Raw genomic sequence first — 17,684 nt, 5'->3', positions numbered from 1 at the left:
TCCCCTTGAATTTTTTAGGGGAGAGGCGCCTTTTTGGTGTTCTGTAAAGAAAAAGTCAATGGACGGACCTAGCTAGCCTGGCCTTCGTCAGGCTGCAATACGGATTTGGAGATGCAAACATACGGGGAGGAATTCAGAATCATGAGTAATCACGTACAAACAGGCAGCTTGGGATATCCGAGAATTGGGGAGCAGCGCGAGTGGAAGAAGGCGCTGGAGTCGTTCTGGGCTGGAAAGACGGACGAGAAGACGTTAACGGATACGATGGAGGAGCTGCGTCTTGAGCAATTGCGCCGCCAGCAGGCCAAGGGCTTGGAGTTTGTCCCGGTCAATGACTTTACGTATTATGATCATATCCTGGATACGGCGGTCATGTTCGGGATCGTACCTGCCCGTTACGGTCATGAAGGCGGAGCCGTATCGCTTGCTACGTACTTCGCGATGGCGCGGGGAAGCTCCAATGCCGTTGCCAGTGAGATGACCAAGTGGTTCAATACGAACTATCACTATATCGTGCCAGAGATCGGCGACAGCCAGCCTTACCTAGCTGAGAATAAACCGCTGGCCGCGTACCGCTCCGCCAAGGAGCGCGCAGGGATCGAAGGCCGTCCGGTGATCGTCGGCCTGTATACGTTCCTCAAGCTGTCCAAGGGCTTCGCATCGTCGGCTTTCGCCGAGAAGGTCGAGCAGTTCCTGCCGGTCTACGGGCAAGTGCTGCAGGAATTGAAGCAAGAGGGCGTGCAGTGGGTGCAGATCGACGAGCCTGCGCTCGTACAAGACACGACGCCCGAGCAGCTTGCGCTGGTTGAGCGGATCTACGCCGAGCTGCGCCGCCAGGTGCCGGGTCTGCGCATTCTGGTGCAAACGTATTTCGAAGCGGTCGAGCACTTCGAGCGTGTCGCAGCTCTGCCGGTCGATGCCATCGGCCTGGATTTCGTGCATGACCGCGGGCAGCACCTGGAGGCTTTGGAGCGTCATGGCTGGCCGCAGGATAAGCTACTTGCTGCGGGAATCATTGACGGACGCAATGTATGGCGCTCGGATCTGGATGCCAAGCTGGAGCTGGCCGGCCGTTTGTCCGCCTACGTTCCTGCCGGGCAGCTGATTCTGCAGCCTTCCTCCAGCCTGCTGCACGTCCCGGTCACCGTGGACCGCGAGGATAAGCTGGGGCCTGAGATCAAGAACGCACTGGCGTTCGCTGACCAGAAGCTGGACGAACTGGCCCTGCTGGCACGCGCGATCCGCGAAGGTCAGGATGCGGTTGCATCGGAGCTGGCGGCTTCCCGTGAAGCACTGGAGAGCTTCCGCCTGTTGCCTGAACGTAACCGTACGGATGTAGCGGAGCGCCTCGCAGGCATCGACCAGGTCGGGGATACGCGCAATCTGCCATTCGCTGAGCGCTTCGAGGTGCAGCAGCAGAAGTGGCAGCTGCCACTCTTGCCGACGACGACGATCGGCAGCTTCCCACAGACGAAGGAGGTGCGCCAGGCCCGCCAGCAGTGGCGCAAAGGCTCGCTGGACGATGCCGCCTATGAGGCGTTTGTCAACAAAGAGATCGAGAGCTGCATCCGTCTGCAAGAGGAGATCGGCATCGATGTGCTCGTACACGGCGAGTTCGAGCGTACGGATATGGTTGAGTTTTTCGGTGAGAAGCTGGCCGGATTTTTCTTCACGGCGAACGGCTGGGTGCAGTCCTACGGTTCCCGCTGCGTGAAGCCTCCAGTGATCTATGCGGATGTGGCTTTCGTGGATCCGATGACAGTCAAGGAAAGCGCGTATGCACAGTCGCTGTCTTCCCGTCCGGTGAAGGGCATGCTGACGGGTCCGGTTACGATCTTGAACTGGTCCTTCGTCCGCGACGATATGAGCCGCGAGCAGGTGACCAATCAGATCGCGCTGGCGCTGCGGCATGAGGTGGAGGCACTGGAGAGCGCAGGCATCGAGATGATCCAGGTGGATGAGCCTGCTGTCCGCGAAGGCTTGCCGCTGAAGGGACGCGATCATGAGGCGTACCTGAACTGGGCTGTCCGCTCCTTTCGCATCGCGACCTCTACGGTTCGCGACACGACGCAGATCCACACGCATATGTGCTATTGCGAGTTCCACGACATGATCGAATCGATCCGCGATATGGATGCCGACGTCATCTCGATCGAAACGTCGCGCAGCCACGGCGAGCTGATCTCCCACTTTGAGCTGCAGGGCTATGACCACGGCATCGGCCTGGGCGTCTACGACATTCACAGCCCGCGGGTCCCTGGCGTGGGTGAGATGACGGATATGATCGACCGTGCGCTGCATGCGCTGGATGCCCGTCTTTTCTGGATCAATCCGGACTGCGGACTCAAGACGCGCGGCTGGTCCGAGACCGAGCAGTCGCTGCGCAACATGGTGGAGGCTGCACTCGCTGCCCGCGAGCGGCTTCAAACGGCTCCTGCAAAGTAAGAACCAGTAAACCTGTGAAAACCCGGCTGCAACGCGAACGATGCGTTGCAACCGGGTTTTTCATCATGGACGGAACAAGTCATGGTTTTTATCACGATCGGGCGCAGACGGACCGTAGAAAGCTTGACTATTCGCTTTAAAAAGCTGCCCTCTATCATGAATTTACCACCTTACATTCGGAGGTGCGACCGTTTATGATGAAAGATACACGCAGAATAGCGAGTGCGCAGGAGCTGACTGCACAAGAACCGACAAGCATTACGACATCAGGGAGGAGCGCAGCCCATGAATAATTCCATAGTCCGCATGTGTGTCATCGACGATATCCGCAGCGTGGTGGACATGATTACAACCCGGATCAATTGGTCGGAGTACGGTGTGGAGCTGGTCGGCAGCGCTTCCGACGGAGAGGAAGGCTACGAGCTGATCCAGAGGGCCAAGCCGGATCTGGTGCTCACCGATATCCGTATGCCCAAGCTGGACGGTTTGGAGCTGACGCGGCTGACACTGGAGCAGGACCCGACCGTGAAGGTGATCATCCTTAGCGCCTACAGCGATTTTGAATACGCCCAGCAAGCGCTGCGCTTGGGGGCTTTTGATTTTTTGAAAAAACCGGTTTCCATCCCGGAGCTGATTCAGATCGTGCTGAAGGCCAAGGAAGCCTGGCAGGTGGAGCGTCGCGAGCAATACAAGCTGATCGAGATGGAACGGAGGATGAAGGAAAGCCTGCCGGCGCTGAGACAGGAATACTTGACCTTGCTGCTCCATCATGCCTCAGGGGATGAAGCGGCCATGCAGCGGTGGGAGTTTCTGCAGGTTCCGCTGGATCGGCAAGGCTTCAATATTTTCCTGCTGGAGATCGATAAATTCACCGAGCAGTATCAGAGCTTTCCCGTTGAGGAAATTGAGCTGATCCGGTTCTCTCTGCAAAATATTATCGAGGAAACGGTAGCCGGATATACGAAAGGTCTGGTGTTCCGCGAATCGTTCAACCGGTTCGTGTGTATTGCCAACGCCACCGGCTCGACGCATTCTCTGGAGCTGGCCGACCGCTGCTGCGCCAATATCGCGCGATACACGCGTTTCACGATCTCTGTCGGTGTCGGTGCAACCGTCCGCCACATCCATGAGTGGCCTACGGCCTACGAGCAGGCGCTCAAGTCCCTGTCCTATCATTTCTTCACAGGGGGCAATGGAGCTTACCGCTACGAGCCGATGAAGACGGAACGATCGGTCAGCCTTGCTAATATTCCGGCCAAGGAGCAGGAGTTTCTGTTCGCTCTGCGGTCAGGAAATGAAGCGAAAAGCATCGAACTGCTGGAGGATATATTTGCCGATCTGACGGGGACCGATCCATTGCCTGATCCGCATTACGCCGAGCAGCTCTGCAATGAGCTGGCCGCCAAGACCCGGCGGGTGCTTCTCGAGAAATTTGCTTATGAGCAGGTAGCTGAGCTGGAAGCGAAGTCAGCCCCGCTCGCCAGACAGGCGGAGTCGCCGTCCATCGCTGCCTACAAAGCTATGCTGCTGAGGCTGTGCCAGGAAGGCTGCGCCTTGATCCAGCAGGAGCGGACCAGTGAGTCGAAGCATATTATTCACCGTTCAATGGCCTATATCCGGGAGCATCTCGACCAGGAGCTGTCCCTAGAGCATTGCGCCAAGAAGGTAAATCTGAGCTGGGGCTATTACTCCAGCTTGTTCAAGAAGGTGGCCGGGGTATCGTTCCTGCAGTTTGTAACCCAGGAGAAGATCGAAAAGGCCAAGAAAATGCTGCTGGACGATTATCAGGTGCAGGAAATTGCGGCCGCGCTCGGCTACGAGCACAGACGTTACTTCAGCGAATTGTTCAAGAAACAGACCGGCCAGACGCCGACAGAGTTCAAAGAATCGTATACCGGCAAGCCCGCTCCCTGAGAGCGGGCTTTTTTTGTCAGGGGAAGCTTTCATGTACAAAGGGGGCGGGTCACTATCATGAAAATGTTGCCCATAAGCTTGAATTTGGCTCATTATGCGCGGAAAAGGCTTGACCTATAATGGGCTTATCACCGGGAAAGAAGATCATACTTTTACAGAGATGAAAAGGGAGGAACACCAAAGATGATCAAGAAAAGTGCGCTAACGGTCATGTCCGCGTTGATGGCCGTCAGTCTGGCCGCTTGCGGAGCGGGAGAGGAAGCAGGCAGTACGACAGGCAATAAGGCAGGCGGAGAAGCTCCCGCAGGCAAGAAAGTGAAGCTCTCCTACTGGACGAATGACCGTCACGACAGCGAGTACATCAAGCCTCTGATCGAGGATTTCAATGCTAAGAACAAGGACAGCATCGAGATCGAATACGTCGTGCGCACAGATGATTTCAATCAGGCTGTCGATCTGGCTTTTACCTCCGGTCAAGCGCCCGATATTCTGCGGGTGAAGGATGCTGCGATCAACCTGTATCACAAGAAAGGCTATCTGGCCCCGATCGACAAATACTTGACCGACGATCAGAAGAAAAAGTTCCCGGCGATTGACGATCAGAACCGCTTTGACGGGAAATTGTACAGCTTGCCGAACTATGGCAGCACGATGCGGCTCGTGTATAACGTGGAGCTGTTCGAGAAAGCCGGTATCAAGAGCCCGCCCAAGACCTTGGTGGAAATGGTTGATGCGGCCAAGAAGATTACGGAAGTCGGCAAGACGAACGGCGCGTACGGCTTTGCGCTGAACTTTAAAAGTCCGGCGAGCGCCTTCGGCCGGTCCGGCCGCGTGATCGCCGAGCTCAGCGGGTACGGCGGCTTCGGCTTCGACTTCAAGACAGGCCGTTTCGATTTCAACGCCTTCAAGGACTTCACGGAAGCGATGAAGCAGATGAGGGATAACGGCAGCCTGCTGCCTGGGTTTGAGCAGCTGGATATCGATCCGCTGCGCGCCCAGTTTGCCGAAGGCAAGATCGGCATGTATCTTTCCTACTCGTCCGAGCCAGGCGTGTACAAGAGCCAATTCCCGGCGAAAATCAAGTGGGCCGCGGCTCCGGCACCGACGATCGACGGCACGGTGAAGGGCGCGTCCGGATTTGTCGGCGGGCAGTGGCTGGGTATTAGCGAGAAGTCCAAGTATAAGGACGAAGCCTGGAAATTCCTGAATGACATGTACGAGCAATCCGTGCTGCAGGGCTACCATGAGCAGGGCTACGGGATCTCCATGGTTCCGGATGTGATCGCCAAGGCGAAGGCTCCGAATATCGGCGGCATCGAAGGCTTCCTGCCTAATGCGAATGATGGCGTATGGCCGGTAAGTCCGACTGTTTCCGTCCAAGGGGCCAAGTTCGAGGAAAGCTTCCTGAAGTACATCATGCAGGGAGGCGACTTGAACGCGATAATCGGAGATTTGAACAAACGCTATAACGACGCGCTGGACAAGGGAATCTCGAGCGGGGATATCACGATCAAGCCAAACCCGAGCTTCGATCCGTCCAAGCTTGGCGGCCAATTTGCTAAGAAATAGAGATAGAAGCAGGCGGGAGAAGAGGGCGGATACTCTCCTCCCGCAGGATGCTTCAAGCGTACGGAGAGGAGCGGCGAGAAGCCTATGAACAACAAGCGCAACCGGATACTGGCCTACAGCTTTCTGATTCCCAGCCTGCTGTTGACCCTGGTCTTCGGCATTTACCCGATTGGCTGGGCGGTCCGCTACATGTTTTATGATTACAAAGGATATGGGACGGCACGCTTCGTCGGATTGGATAATCTGACACAGCTCATGCAGGACTCTACGTTCTGGAACAGTGTGGTCAATACGTTTATCTACGCGGGTGGTAAGCTTGTACTGACGATTCCGCTGTCTCTGCTGCTGGCGGTGCTGCTGAACCGTTCGTTTCGCGGACGGAATTTACTCAGGGCCGTTATTTTTATGCCTACGATTATCAGCTCGGCTGTTATTGCGGTTGTGTTTGTGACCATTTTTAACTCGTACAACGGGATCTTGAATCAATTTCTGGTGAAGTACCACATCCTTCCCACCGGCATCGATTGGCTCGGAGCGGATCATGCGATGCTGACGACGATTCTGATCGCCGTCTGGGGAGCGATCGGCAACTATATGCTGCTCTTCATCGCAGGTCTTCAGAACATTCCACAAGATATATACGAGAGCGCGTCCCTCGATGGGGCCGGGAAGGTGCAGCAGTTCCGTCTGATCACGATCCCGATGCTGGGGCCAGTGCTGCAAATGGTTATCATGCTGGCGATTATCAATGCACTCAAGGGATACGAAAGCATTCTCGTCTTAACGGAGGGCGGACCCATAGGCAAGACAGAAGTCATGTTCCTCTATGTGTATAAGCAGATGTTTCCTACCATGATGTCTGGCACCTCGGTTCCCGATCAGCTGATCGGCTACGGAAGCGCAGCCGGTTTCGTTACGGCGCTCATCGTCGGTGGCATTACGATCGCCTACCGCCTGGCGTCCCGCAAGCTGAACAAGGTCTATTAAGGGGGGGCGTAATTTGCAAGCACAGTCCAATCTCACCAAACGTCACCGTCCGTCGCTGAGCAGATGGGGAGGCAAAGTCCTGTTCTGGGCATTCCTGATCCTTATAGCCGGAATCACCCTATTTCCCGTGCTGATTGCGCTGCTCGGTTCCTTCAAGTCCAATGCGGAAATCACGTCCGGCGCCACTTTTTTTCCGGGGCAATGGCATTTCGATAACTACGTGGAGGCGTGGAAGCAGGCCAAGTTCTCCAAGTTCACCTGGAATAGCCTGTTTGTCGCCAGTGTAACGACGGTCGGCACGCTGATCGTCGCCTCGATGTCGGCTTATGTAGTGGATCGCTTCTCCTTCCGGGGAAAAGGGCTCTACGTCGGTCTGCAGGCGGCCACGATGTTCATCACGATCGGGGCAGTGGTGCTGCGGCCGCAGTTCGATCTGATGATGCTTCTGCATCTGAACAAATCGCTATGGGGCGTCATTATTATTCTGATCAGCCAGCATGCCTATATTTTCTTTATCTTGTACAGCTTCATGAACGCAATCCCCAAGGAGCTCGACGAGGCAGCCTTTATCGATGGCTGCTCCATGCCGCGCACCTACGCGAGGATCATCCTGCCCCTGCTCGGACCGGGACTTGGCGTATCGGCACTCTTCACCTTCCGCGGGGCGTGGAATGAATACCTGCTGCCGTTCGTCTTCACGCTGACGCAGCCCGATCTGCAGACGCTGCCGGTCGGCCTTGCGATGCTGCGTTACGGCGCTTCGGCTGCGGTGCAGACTCACTACATGATGGCCGGCGCATCGCTGTCGATTCTGCCGCTGCTGGTCGTGTATGTATTGGCCAATAAATCTTTCATGCAAATGACAGCCGGCTCCATCAAAGGCTAGCCGGCTGCCTATTACTTTATAAAAACGAAGGAGAGTCATCTGATGATTACCAAGATCGGACCACTTAAGTCTTACCCTCTCGTCACACGCCACCCTGGCAATCCGGTACTTGCGGCCTCTCATGTGCCGTATCCGACCGCACTTGTCTTCAACGCAGGCGTGACCAAATTTCAAGGCAAGTATGTGATGGTGTTCCGCAACGATTATGGCTCACTGGCCGAGCAGACGATCGAGCCTCACGAGACGACCGACCTGGGCCTGGCTTACAGCGATGACGGCATTCACTGGAACGTACAGCCTAGGCCCTGCTTCCGGCTGCATGACGGCGAGATCATCCGTGCGTACGACCCGCGGCTGACAGTGCTGGACGGCCGCTGCTATATGTGCTTCGCGGTGGATACCAAGCACGGCATCCGCGGAGGCGTTGCTGTTACCGACGATTTCGAGAACTTTGAGATCCTCAGCCTGTCCACGCCGGACCTGCGCAATATGGTGCTCTTCCCTGAGCGGGTCGGCGGGCAGTACGTTCGTCTGGAGCGTCCATTCACCGTATACAGCCGCGGGGGGATCGATCGCTTCGACATGTGGATTTCCCGTTCGCCGGATCTTCGCTACTGGGGGGACTCCGAGCTGCTGCTGGCTGTCGAGCAGGTTCCGTTTGCCAATGACAAGATCGGTCCTGCAGCACCTCCGGTGAAGACGGACAAGGGCTGGCTGACGACCTTCCATGCCGTAGATCTGGATCCGGAGCGCGGCAAGAACGGCTGGGAGCCTTCCTGGAAGAAGCGCTATACGGCAGGGATCATGCTGCTCGATCTGGATAATCCTAGCCGGATCGTCGGCATGTCCCGCACGCCGCTGCTCGCTCCGGAAGCTTCGTATGAGACGGACGGAGGGTTCCGCAACGACGTCATTTTCCCCGGCGGGATGATCCTGGAGGATTCAGGGGAAGTCAAAATCTATTACGGAGCGGCGGATACGGTGGAATGCCTCGCCACCGCTCATGTGGATGATCTGGTTCAGGCTTGCCTGGAACCGCAGGAAGCTTAGCCTGCATGTTGGCCGTGGCCCGCTTTGAGCGGGTGCGGTCTTTTGGCGTGTAGCGGCTGGCAGGGACTGGCTCTTGTAGGGAAGGGGCTGTCAAGCATACAATAAAAGATATTCTAGGACACCATGTGCCAGCAAGCCGGACTATCAGAGGAAGTGTGGGGCAATGAAATTCAAGAGGGCGGAGATCAAGAGGGGCTTCCTGGCTTTTATGCGCAAGCGCACGCTGCACCAGCGGATCTGGTTCTCATTTATCGCCGTCATTACGTTGGCTATAAGTGTAACCGGATACATTTCTTATTCGATTGCAGCTAAGGTCGTCCAGGCCAACGCGTTTAGCTCCAGCCAGGATGCGGTGAATAAAGCCGAGCAGGTCGTTGCCGATAAGCTCAAAAATATAGGCACAAACATCCGTGCGCTCATGTTCAGCGATGCTTTCGTACAGATGATGAAGCATGTGCAGAATAATGATTCGAGCAAATATTACAATGATTTATCCGCTTTGCTGCCGGTCTTCTCCCAGGTCAAATTCAATGACGACTTGATCCAAAGTATTCTGATCGTCACCCCGATCGGCGAATTTTACCCGACCAATGATTATCGGATTCAACCGGGTGCCTTCTACAAAACGGACATGTATCAGGAGATACGCAAGACGGGAAGGGGCTTCTGGGTCAAGGGTCACTCCGACACGCTCTTTACGGGCGGGCAGCGGGTGCTGTCCCTCGTACTCAAGGGAGTGATCGATACCGATCCCTTCCAGACACTGGAGGTTTACGTGGTCGTCAATGTGAAGGAGAAAGAGCTCATCCAGGTGCTTAACGCTAATCTATCGCAGGCCGGCTATTCGTTCGCCCTGCTGGACAAGTCCGGGCAGCCTGTGATGGCAAGCTCTGATTCCCATCAGGGCGGTGTTCCTGTTGGAGCGGATGTGATCCAGGGGATGACCGACCCGGATTCGGGCTCTTTCTTCCATACCTACAACGTTCAGGAATATCTCGTCAATTACAAGCAGCTGGAGGGCGTGGACGACTGGTTTCTGTTCGGTCTGCAGTCCAAGGAAGAGCTGCTGCGCGAGATGAGCGGGATTCAGCGGCTGACGCTGCTGGCCATTGCCTGCTTTATTGGGATTTCCCTGTTGATCTCCAACTGGCTGACCCGGTTTCTGCTCACACCTCTCCAGCGGCTGCAAAATGTGATGAAACGCGTAGAGGACAATAATCTGACGGTCAGGTATCACAGTCTCCAGCAGGATGAAGTTTCCCAGATGGGCTTCCGCTTCAACCATATGCTCGATGAGATCAACCGGCTGATTCAGGACGTGACGGAAGGCGAGATGGAGAAGCGCAAGGCCGAGATGAAGGCGCTCAGTGCGCAGATCGCGCCGCATTTTCTGTATAATACCCTCAATACGATCCATTGCAAGGCTGTGCTTGGTGAGAATGAGGATGTCAGCGAGATGATCCTCGCCTTATCCGAGCTATTCATGGTCGGACTCAGCGGAGGACGGGAGCTGATCCCGCTGGCGGATGAGCTGAACCACGCGAAGCAGTACATGAAGCTGCAGCAAAAAAGCTATGAGGATTTATTCGAGGCAGAGATCGACGTAGAGGAAGGGACAGCGCTGGAGAGGATGGTGCCCAAGATCATCCTGCAGCCCCTGGTGGAGAACAGTATCCTGCACGGATTCAAGGATATGAAGGCTGGTGGCCGCATCCGTATCACGGTGACGGAAGACGACCGGTTCATCCACATCACCGTCACGGATAACGGCTCCGGTCTCCCGGGGGAGAAGGGGGATTCCCGGCATCCAGGCCGAAATAAAGGCTTTGCCCTCATGAATATTTCCCGCAGGCTGCAGCTGTATTTCGGAGATAAAGCGACCTTGCTCCTCAGCAGGCAGCAGGGCCCGGGCACGCGGGCTGATATCCGGATTCCGATCCAGACGAAGGATGCATAGTGACAGCGATGGATGAACAGGGAGGAAAGCTCTTCATGAGGAAGCATATGATCCGGCTGCTGCTAATATCTGCGATTCTGAGCTTGACGGCCTGCGAGGGCGGTCTTCTCTACAAGTCTCCTCCTGAGCCAGTCCGGGAACCTGCTCCTGCCAAGACGAAGCTGGTGTATTGGTCCGGGGATACTCACGATACCGAGTATATCAAGCCGCTGATCGAGCGGTTCAATGAAACAAATCCCGATCGGATTGAGGTCAATTATATAACCCGCGGATCGGATTACACGCAGGCTGTCGATATTGGCTTCGCTTCCGGTCAGGCGCCCGATGTGCTGCGGGTGAAGGAGAATTCGATCCAGCTTTATTACAAAAAAGGCTATCTGGCCCCGCTTGACGCTTATATGTCCGAAGAAATGAAGACGAGGTTTCCGGCTATAGACGGCTACAACCGCTTTGGCGGGCAGCGGTACAGTCTGCCCAACTTCGGGGCGACCATGCGGCTGATCTATAACAAGGAGCTGTTTGCCAAGGCAGGCATCGCCGGACCTCCAGCCACACTGGAGGAATTGGTGGATACGGCCCGGAAGCTGACGGTCGCAGGGAAGGCGGAAGGGGCCTACGGGTTCGCGCTGAATTTCAAATCGCCACAAAGCGCCTTCGACCGCTCGGCACGGGCGATTGCCGAAATGAGCGGCTACGGTGGCTTCGGCTTTGATTTCCGCAGCGGACGCTTCGACTTCGGCGGGTACCGCCAAATCGTCGAGGCCTTCAAGCGGATCAAGGATCAGGGCAGCATGCTGCCAGGCGTGGAATCGCTGGATATGGACCCGCTGCGGGCGCAGTTCGCGGCCGGGAAGATCGGGATGTACATGTCGTACTCGGCTGAGCCGGGCGTGTACCGGACGCAGTTTCCGACCAGCCTGGATTGGGCGGCTGCGCCTGTCCCTACCATCGACGGACAAGTCCGGGGAGCTTCCGGCTTCTTGGGAGGGCAATGGCTCGCGATAGCGAGCAGCTCCAAGCATAAGGAGCAGGCCTGGAAGTTCCTGAGCTTTATGTACCAGGAGAGCTTGCTGCTGGGCTATCATGAGCAGGGTTATGGCATCTCCATGGTTCCTTCGGTTATTGCGCAAGCCTCCAGTCCTCAGCTGAAGGGCGCGGAGGGCTTCCTGCCCAATGCGTATGATGGCGTCTGGCCCGTGGCTCCGACGGTTACCGTGAAGGGACAGCGGTTTCAGGATGCATTTTATTTATACATGGCCGAGGGCGGGGATCTTAGTCAGGTGATCGAGGATTTGAACCGCAGGTACAATGAGGGACTCGAACAGGCGAGAACGGAAGGGGGAGTCCAGATTCAGCCTATACCGGACTTTGATCCGATCAAGTTAGCGGGGAACTACGGACCTTAGCCCAGGGGGAGGTAGCTGTCCGTGCAGGAATAAAGGAGGTTCGTGAAAGGGAGGTAGGGACAGGGTCGTCTGAACTTTCGAGCGTCCAGGAATAGGCCGGAGGATTTTCTTTCCGGCTATCCTTTACAGCGCATGATAACACGTGATAATATTCGTGCCATAGGAGTTGCTTGCATGATTGGCAATTTCCCCTTAGTCTGGAAGTAGACGCTCCCCGTCATGAAGGAGGACACCATGAAAAAGACCTGGTTTTACCGTCTGCTGTTCTCGTATTTCCCCATTTTCTTCAGCCTCACCTCCATTCTCATTCTGGTCACGTTCCTGCTGCTGAGCCAGATGTCCCAACGGGAAACCGCTAACGGCAATCAACAGCTTGTACGCCATCTCATTCAGCTGATCGACTATTCACTCAAGGAAACGGATAATGCGCTCATCAAGGAGCTGGAGACCGATGAGAAGCTGCGCGGTTTTTTTCAGGGCGAGGGTGCCATTTCTTACTTTGACAATTATGAAATATCTAAGCGGATTCATCAGATCGGAGGAGGGGACAGTCTGATCGACTCCATCTACCTGTACCGTTATGCAGACCGCATGGTGCTTAGCTCCAATACCTTTATTTCACTGAGTCAGTTCGGTGACCGGGAGTTTGCATCCAGCCGGGCAGAACGCGGGAACCTCTATGAGCTCTCCGATCCGCGCACCTATATGGAGTTCCAGGATCAGGAGCGGTTTCCCGCCTCTGTCGTATCCATGGTACGGAAATATCCGCTGCTGCAGGGCGGACAAGGGCTGGTCGTCGTCAACATCAGCCTAGCCAAAATCAGCAAGCGGCTTGCCGAGCTGACGGGCGCCGGCAGCTTCGTGGAAATCCGCGATGCAGGCGGCTCCATCATCGCAGGACCGGAGGGTACAGGCGGCAAGCTGCCGGGCACGACCCTATCCCGGATCAGCTCCGACTACACAGGCTGGTCGTATACGGGCGGTGTCCATGACGATAACGTGCTGCGTTACGTGTCTTTGTTCTCTTACATATGGATTGCGGCCAGTCTCGTGGTCGTGATCGTAGGAACCGTCTGGATGACGTACGTCACCCGCCGAAACTACAAGCCGCTTGAAGAAATTATGGATCGAATTCAGCTCTATTCGGCTAGCCGCAGCTCCAAGCTGTCCCGCAAGGGACAGGATGAGTTCAAATTTATCGAGCAGGCACTGGACAGTCTGATCGACCAGTCCAATACGTATCAGAAAATGCACGAGGAGGACTCGGTGTACCGCCGCCGGCATTTTTTCGTGGAGCTGCTGGAGGGCAGCCGAACGGTTGACAGCGAGCAGTGGCGCAGAGAGACAGAAAGATTTGGTGTGCCAGGGGAATTCCGCACACTGGTTGTCGCGACCTATGAGATCGATAAGTATCCCTCGGTGCAGTCCAATTATTCGCAGCGGGACATGTATCTGCTTAAATTCGTGCTGAACAGCGTTGTCAGGGAACTGGCCGAGACGCATCGGGTGACGGTGTGGACGGAATGGACGGCTCAGCATCAACTGACAGCCTTGTACTCCTGCTTCCGTGAAGAGATGGAAGCGGAGGATCTCGTACACCAGGTGGCGGCGGAAGTGCAGGCCTGGGTAAAGGCCAATCTGGAGTTTACGGTGACGGTCGGCCTTGGCGCTGCCGTAGCCGATACGCTGCAGATCCCGGAGTCGTATACCCAGTCGCAGCAGGCGCTCGGCTACAAAGCCAGTCTGGGGCTTAGCCGTGTGATTTCTTACCGGGACGCGCTGTTCAACGACGGGAAGACCTACCGCTTTCTGCCCATGATCCGGCAGTTCGCTCGGGCATTCCGTACCGGAGACGAGGATTGGCGGGAGATGTTCCAGACGGTGTTCAGCGAGGTGCGGGCCCAGCGCCTGCCGAGGGAGGAGCTGGTGCAGGTGCTCAACGCGTTCATCGATCATTTGTACCGGGAGATGGTCGAGCTGCCGGCCGACATCCAGGAGGTATGGAGGAGTGACACCGTCGGGAAGCTGAGCGAGCTGCGGGATACGTTCGACTGGAGCGGAGAGATGGAGGCACGGTTCGCCGCCATCCTCGACGAGCTCAGTGGCAAGCTGCGTACGCAGCAGGAGAGCCGCAGCCACTACAAGCTAATCGGCGAGGTCAAGAGCTATATCGACCGAGAATATGCGAACCCTGACCTATCCTTGAATCAGCTCTGCGAGAAGTTCGGCCTGAACGGCAAATACATTAGCCGGCTGTTCAAGGAAACATTCGGCGAGAAGCTGGTCGATTATCTGGTCGGCGTCCGGATTGCGCAGAGCCGCCGTCTGCTGGAGGAGACATCGCTATCGCTCAAGCAGATCGCTGCCGAGGTCGGTTACCTTCATGATATTTCCTATATCCGAGCCTTTAAGAAAGTCATGGGCACCACGCCGGGCGATTATCGTAAGAACTATGAAAAAAGCCCGTCGTGACGGGCTTTTTGCTATTCGGTTCATCGTTGAATTTCGGTTAATTCGGCCATTTTGGCTAATCGGTTAGCCCTATGAATCATGTACATTGCTGAAAATTACGAGGCCGAGGTATAGTGCAATCAGGACAACGAGCCGCATGGTACTCACATAATCGAGGGGAGCTTAAACCAATGAAGAACAAGAGACAAAGCCGTATCGTTAGAACGGGTATGACAACGATGGCGCTGACAAGCGTGATCGTCGCAGGGTGCAGCGGAGGGCAAGCTTCGGCGCCAGCTTCCAAAGAGGGCGAGAAAGCTCCGGCTGCCGATAAGCGGGGAAGCATCACCGTATCGATGTACGAGCGCAACAATATTCCCCCGGAGGAAGGAAATTGGGACAAGAACCGCTGGACGGAGTGGGTCAACAAGAATGGCCCAGCCGATGTAAAGTATGTAACGGTGCCCCGGTGGGAATCGCTGCAAAAGTTCAATGCGCTGTTCGCAACTAACAGTGCGCCTGACCTGATCCTCGAATACGATACCGGCTACCGGAACCAGTGGTATGCGCAGAAGCTGCTGATGCCGCTCGATGACGTCATCGAGAAGTACAGCACCAATTATAAGGACCTGATGAAGCAGTTCCCGCAATTGAAGAAGCTCGGCACCAAGGATGACGGCAAGCTGTACGAGATCGGCAAGGTCAACCCGCTGGTGGCCGCACACCGGATTTATATCCGCGAGGACTGGCTGCAGAAGCTGAATCTCCAGATGCCGAAAACGACGGACGAGTTTTTACAAGTAGCGAAAGCGTTTGCTACTCAGGACCCGGACGGCAATGGCAAGGCGGATACGTTCGGCCTGAACTTGAGCGGCAACGGGGTAGCCATCATCCAGCATATGTTCGGCTTCGGCGAGGTGCAGTGGCGCTTCGAGGGCGACAAATTTATTCATGAATGGGACCGCCTGAAGGCAGCGGTCGCCTTCCAGAAGCAGCTGTTCGATGCAGGCGTGGTCGATAAGGACTTCCTCCCGGACAAAAATGGAGAGAAGGCCAAGCAGGATTTCCTGTCCGGGAAGCTGGGCATGTACCTGCATCAGGAGATCCCCGATAAGGATTACGATGCACTCAAGAAAAATAATCCCGGGGCGAAGCTGGCGATTCTGACCTTGCCCAAATCCGAGTTCGGCCAGTTCAGTCCGGCCATCGGAAGCCCGATTCAGATGGTAGGCGCGATCAATGCGGGAGCCAAGGACCCGAAGGCAGTCATGCAGTATATCGACTTCATGATCAAGCCGGAGACAGCACGTACGCTGGAGAGCGGCGAAGAGGGCGTTCACTGGAGCAAGAACGAAGTGGGCTGCTCGAAGCCGCTGGATGCCGAGAAGAACAAGAAGGAAATCTCCTACATCTCCGACCTCCGCATGATGTCCTCGGTGCTGCTGCTGGGCAAGTGTGCGTTTGTCGAGCAGCGCGCTCAGGATACGGAGACACAAAAAACGCTGCGTGAGCTGGCGATCCAGGCCAACCAGGCTTATGTCAGCAAGGATCGTTCGATCCCGACGCTTAAGCCGGAATATTTGCCGGTGCTGCCGCAGGATCTGGCGCTGATCGTCAAAAATACCGAGCAGCAGATCAAGGATACGTGGATGAAGGCTGTCGTCAGCGGCAGCAGCTATACTGCCGATCAGGCGGAGAAGGACGCCAAGAACATCTGGGAGAAGTCCGGTGGATTGCGCGTCGACGAGTTCTACAGCAAGTGGTATGAAACCAATAAGGCGAATGCCTTCCTGTTGAAGGACCTGTACCAATTCGGCGATGATGCCATCAAGCTGTACGCCAATAAGTAAGAATCGGGAAGGAACGGGTCCGGTCGGCTGCCGAGCGGACCCGTTGCCGTCCGTACTCATCTCTGCCGGAACTCGGGCAAGGGCTTCTGAAGCAGGAAGCGCAAGAAACGCCCGGTATGGCCCCCAGACAAAGACCGGAAACGGAAACGAATAGGAGGAAACCCATCATGAAAACGCAGGAAAGGATTATGGGAAGCGACGGCGCGATGGCTGGCCAGCCGACGGGACAAATGGCAGAGGCCACTGCCCGGCGGACACGAAGCTACAGCCGGTTCCGGCGCAATATGCCGCTACTGCTGATGTTTACACCGGTGATCGTGTTTTTCATCATGTTTCGTTATGTGCCTATGCTGGGCAACATCATTGCGTTCAAGCATTACAACCTGATCCAGGGGATCTGGGGGAGTCCTTGGGCGGGCTTGGACTATTTCCGGATGATGTTCTCCAACCCGCAGTCCATGGCCATCATCCGCAATACCTTGGTGCTGAGCCTGCTCAAGATCGTGATCGGCTTCCCGTTCCCGATTCTGATCGCAGTGATGCTGAACGAGGTGCGCAAGGCGTGGTTCAAGCGCTCCGTGCAAACCTTGCTGTACTTGCCACACTTCTTCTCCTGGGTCATCGTCGGCGGCATCGCGGTTACGATGTTCGGCTCACAGGCAGGCGTCGTGAATACGATCATCACTTACTTCGGGGGTGAACCGGTCAATTTCCTGTACCAGACCAATTCCTGGCTGGCAATATTCTTCGGCTCGGGCATCTGGAAGGAAGCCGGATTCTCCGCGATTATCTACCTGGCGGCCATCAGCTCCATCGACCCGTCGCTGTACGAGGCGGCGAGCATCGACGGAGCGAGCAAGATCAAGCAGATCGGCTACGTGACGCTGCCCGGGATCATGCCTGTCATGACCCTGATGCTCATCATCGCGATGGGCAATGTGATGGAGGTCGGGTTTGATCAGGTCTACAACCTGCAGAATGCGGTCGTGTCCGATGTGTCCAGCGTCATCAGCACCTATATATACACGGTCGGGATTCAAGGCGGCATGTACAGCATGACGACGGCGATGGGGTTGTTCGAGGCTGTGATCGGTCTCGTGCTGGTCATCGGAGCGAATCGTCTGGCGAAGCTGTTCGACCAGGCTTTATGGTAGGGGAGGGGGAAGGTT

At 56.0% G+C, this 17,684-nt stretch carries 11 protein-coding genes; all 11 read left to right on the top strand.

Annotated features, from left to right (window positions below; genetic code table 11):
* Positions 1–141 precede the first annotated feature (141 nt).
* Positions 142–2,445 carry a 5-methyltetrahydropteroyltriglutamate--homocysteine S-methyltransferase gene (gene metE / locus WMW72_RS30840; protein WP_341419433.1) on the top strand — a complete coding sequence of 768 codons (2,304 nt, stop codon included), beginning with the start codon at positions 142–144 and terminating at the stop codon, positions 2,443–2,445.
* Between the two features lie 285 nt (positions 2,446–2,730).
* A complete protein-coding gene (locus WMW72_RS30835) occupies positions 2,731–4,359 on the top strand; it encodes a response regulator transcription factor (protein ID WP_341419432.1) in 1,629 nt (542 codons plus the stop codon).
* Positions 4,360–4,542: 183 nt separating this feature from the next.
* Positions 4,543–5,928 (top strand): ABC transporter substrate-binding protein, encoded by a 1,386-nt coding sequence (locus WMW72_RS30830; protein WP_341419431.1) that lies wholly within the window; start codon positions 4,543–4,545, stop codon positions 5,926–5,928.
* 84 nt (positions 5,929–6,012) lie between these two features.
* The gene (locus WMW72_RS30825) at positions 6,013–6,915 is read left to right on the top strand and encodes a carbohydrate ABC transporter permease (RefSeq protein WP_341419430.1); all 903 of its coding nucleotides are present in this window, start codon (positions 6,013–6,015) and stop codon (positions 6,913–6,915) included.
* Positions 6,916–6,970: 55 nt separating this feature from the next.
* Positions 6,971–7,801 (top strand): carbohydrate ABC transporter permease, encoded by an 831-nt coding sequence (locus tag WMW72_RS30820; RefSeq protein ID WP_341419466.1) that lies wholly within the window; start codon positions 6,971–6,973, stop codon positions 7,799–7,801.
* Positions 7,802–7,843: 42 nt separating this feature from the next.
* A complete protein-coding gene (locus WMW72_RS30815) occupies positions 7,844–8,851 on the top strand; it encodes a glycoside hydrolase family 130 protein (protein WP_341419429.1) in 1,008 nt (335 codons plus the stop codon).
* A 163-nt stretch (positions 8,852–9,014) separates the two neighbouring features.
* Positions 9,015–10,808, top strand: coding sequence for a histidine kinase (locus WMW72_RS30810; protein ID WP_341419428.1), 1,794 nt, complete (start codon positions 9,015–9,017; stop codon positions 10,806–10,808).
* Positions 10,809–10,843: 35 nt separating this feature from the next.
* Positions 10,844–12,214 (top strand): ABC transporter substrate-binding protein, encoded by a 1,371-nt coding sequence (locus WMW72_RS30805; RefSeq protein ID WP_341419427.1) that lies wholly within the window; start codon positions 10,844–10,846, stop codon positions 12,212–12,214.
* 234 nt (positions 12,215–12,448) lie between these two features.
* Complete coding sequence (locus tag WMW72_RS30800; RefSeq protein ID WP_341419426.1) at positions 12,449–14,686, top strand: helix-turn-helix domain-containing protein; 2,238 nt, start codon at positions 12,449–12,451, stop codon at positions 14,684–14,686.
* A gap of 170 nt (positions 14,687–14,856) precedes the next feature.
* On the top strand, positions 14,857–16,515 hold the full coding sequence (locus WMW72_RS30795) for an extracellular solute-binding protein (RefSeq protein ID WP_341419425.1): 1,659 nt from the start codon (positions 14,857–14,859) through the stop codon (positions 16,513–16,515).
* A gap of 230 nt (positions 16,516–16,745) precedes the next feature.
* Positions 16,746–17,669: an ABC transporter permease gene (locus tag WMW72_RS30790; RefSeq protein ID WP_423227625.1), complete on the top strand. Its 924-nt coding sequence runs from the start codon at positions 16,746–16,748 to the stop codon at positions 17,667–17,669.
* The last annotated feature ends 15 nt before the right edge of the window (positions 17,670–17,684 follow it).

The organism is Paenibacillus filicis (assembly GCF_038070315.1).
Lineage (GTDB): Bacteria > Bacillota > Bacilli > Paenibacillales > NBRC-103111 > Paenibacillus_G > Paenibacillus_G filicis.
The sequence above is the reverse complement of the archived record's forward strand: the minus strand, read 5'-3'. Positions and strand labels throughout refer to the sequence as shown.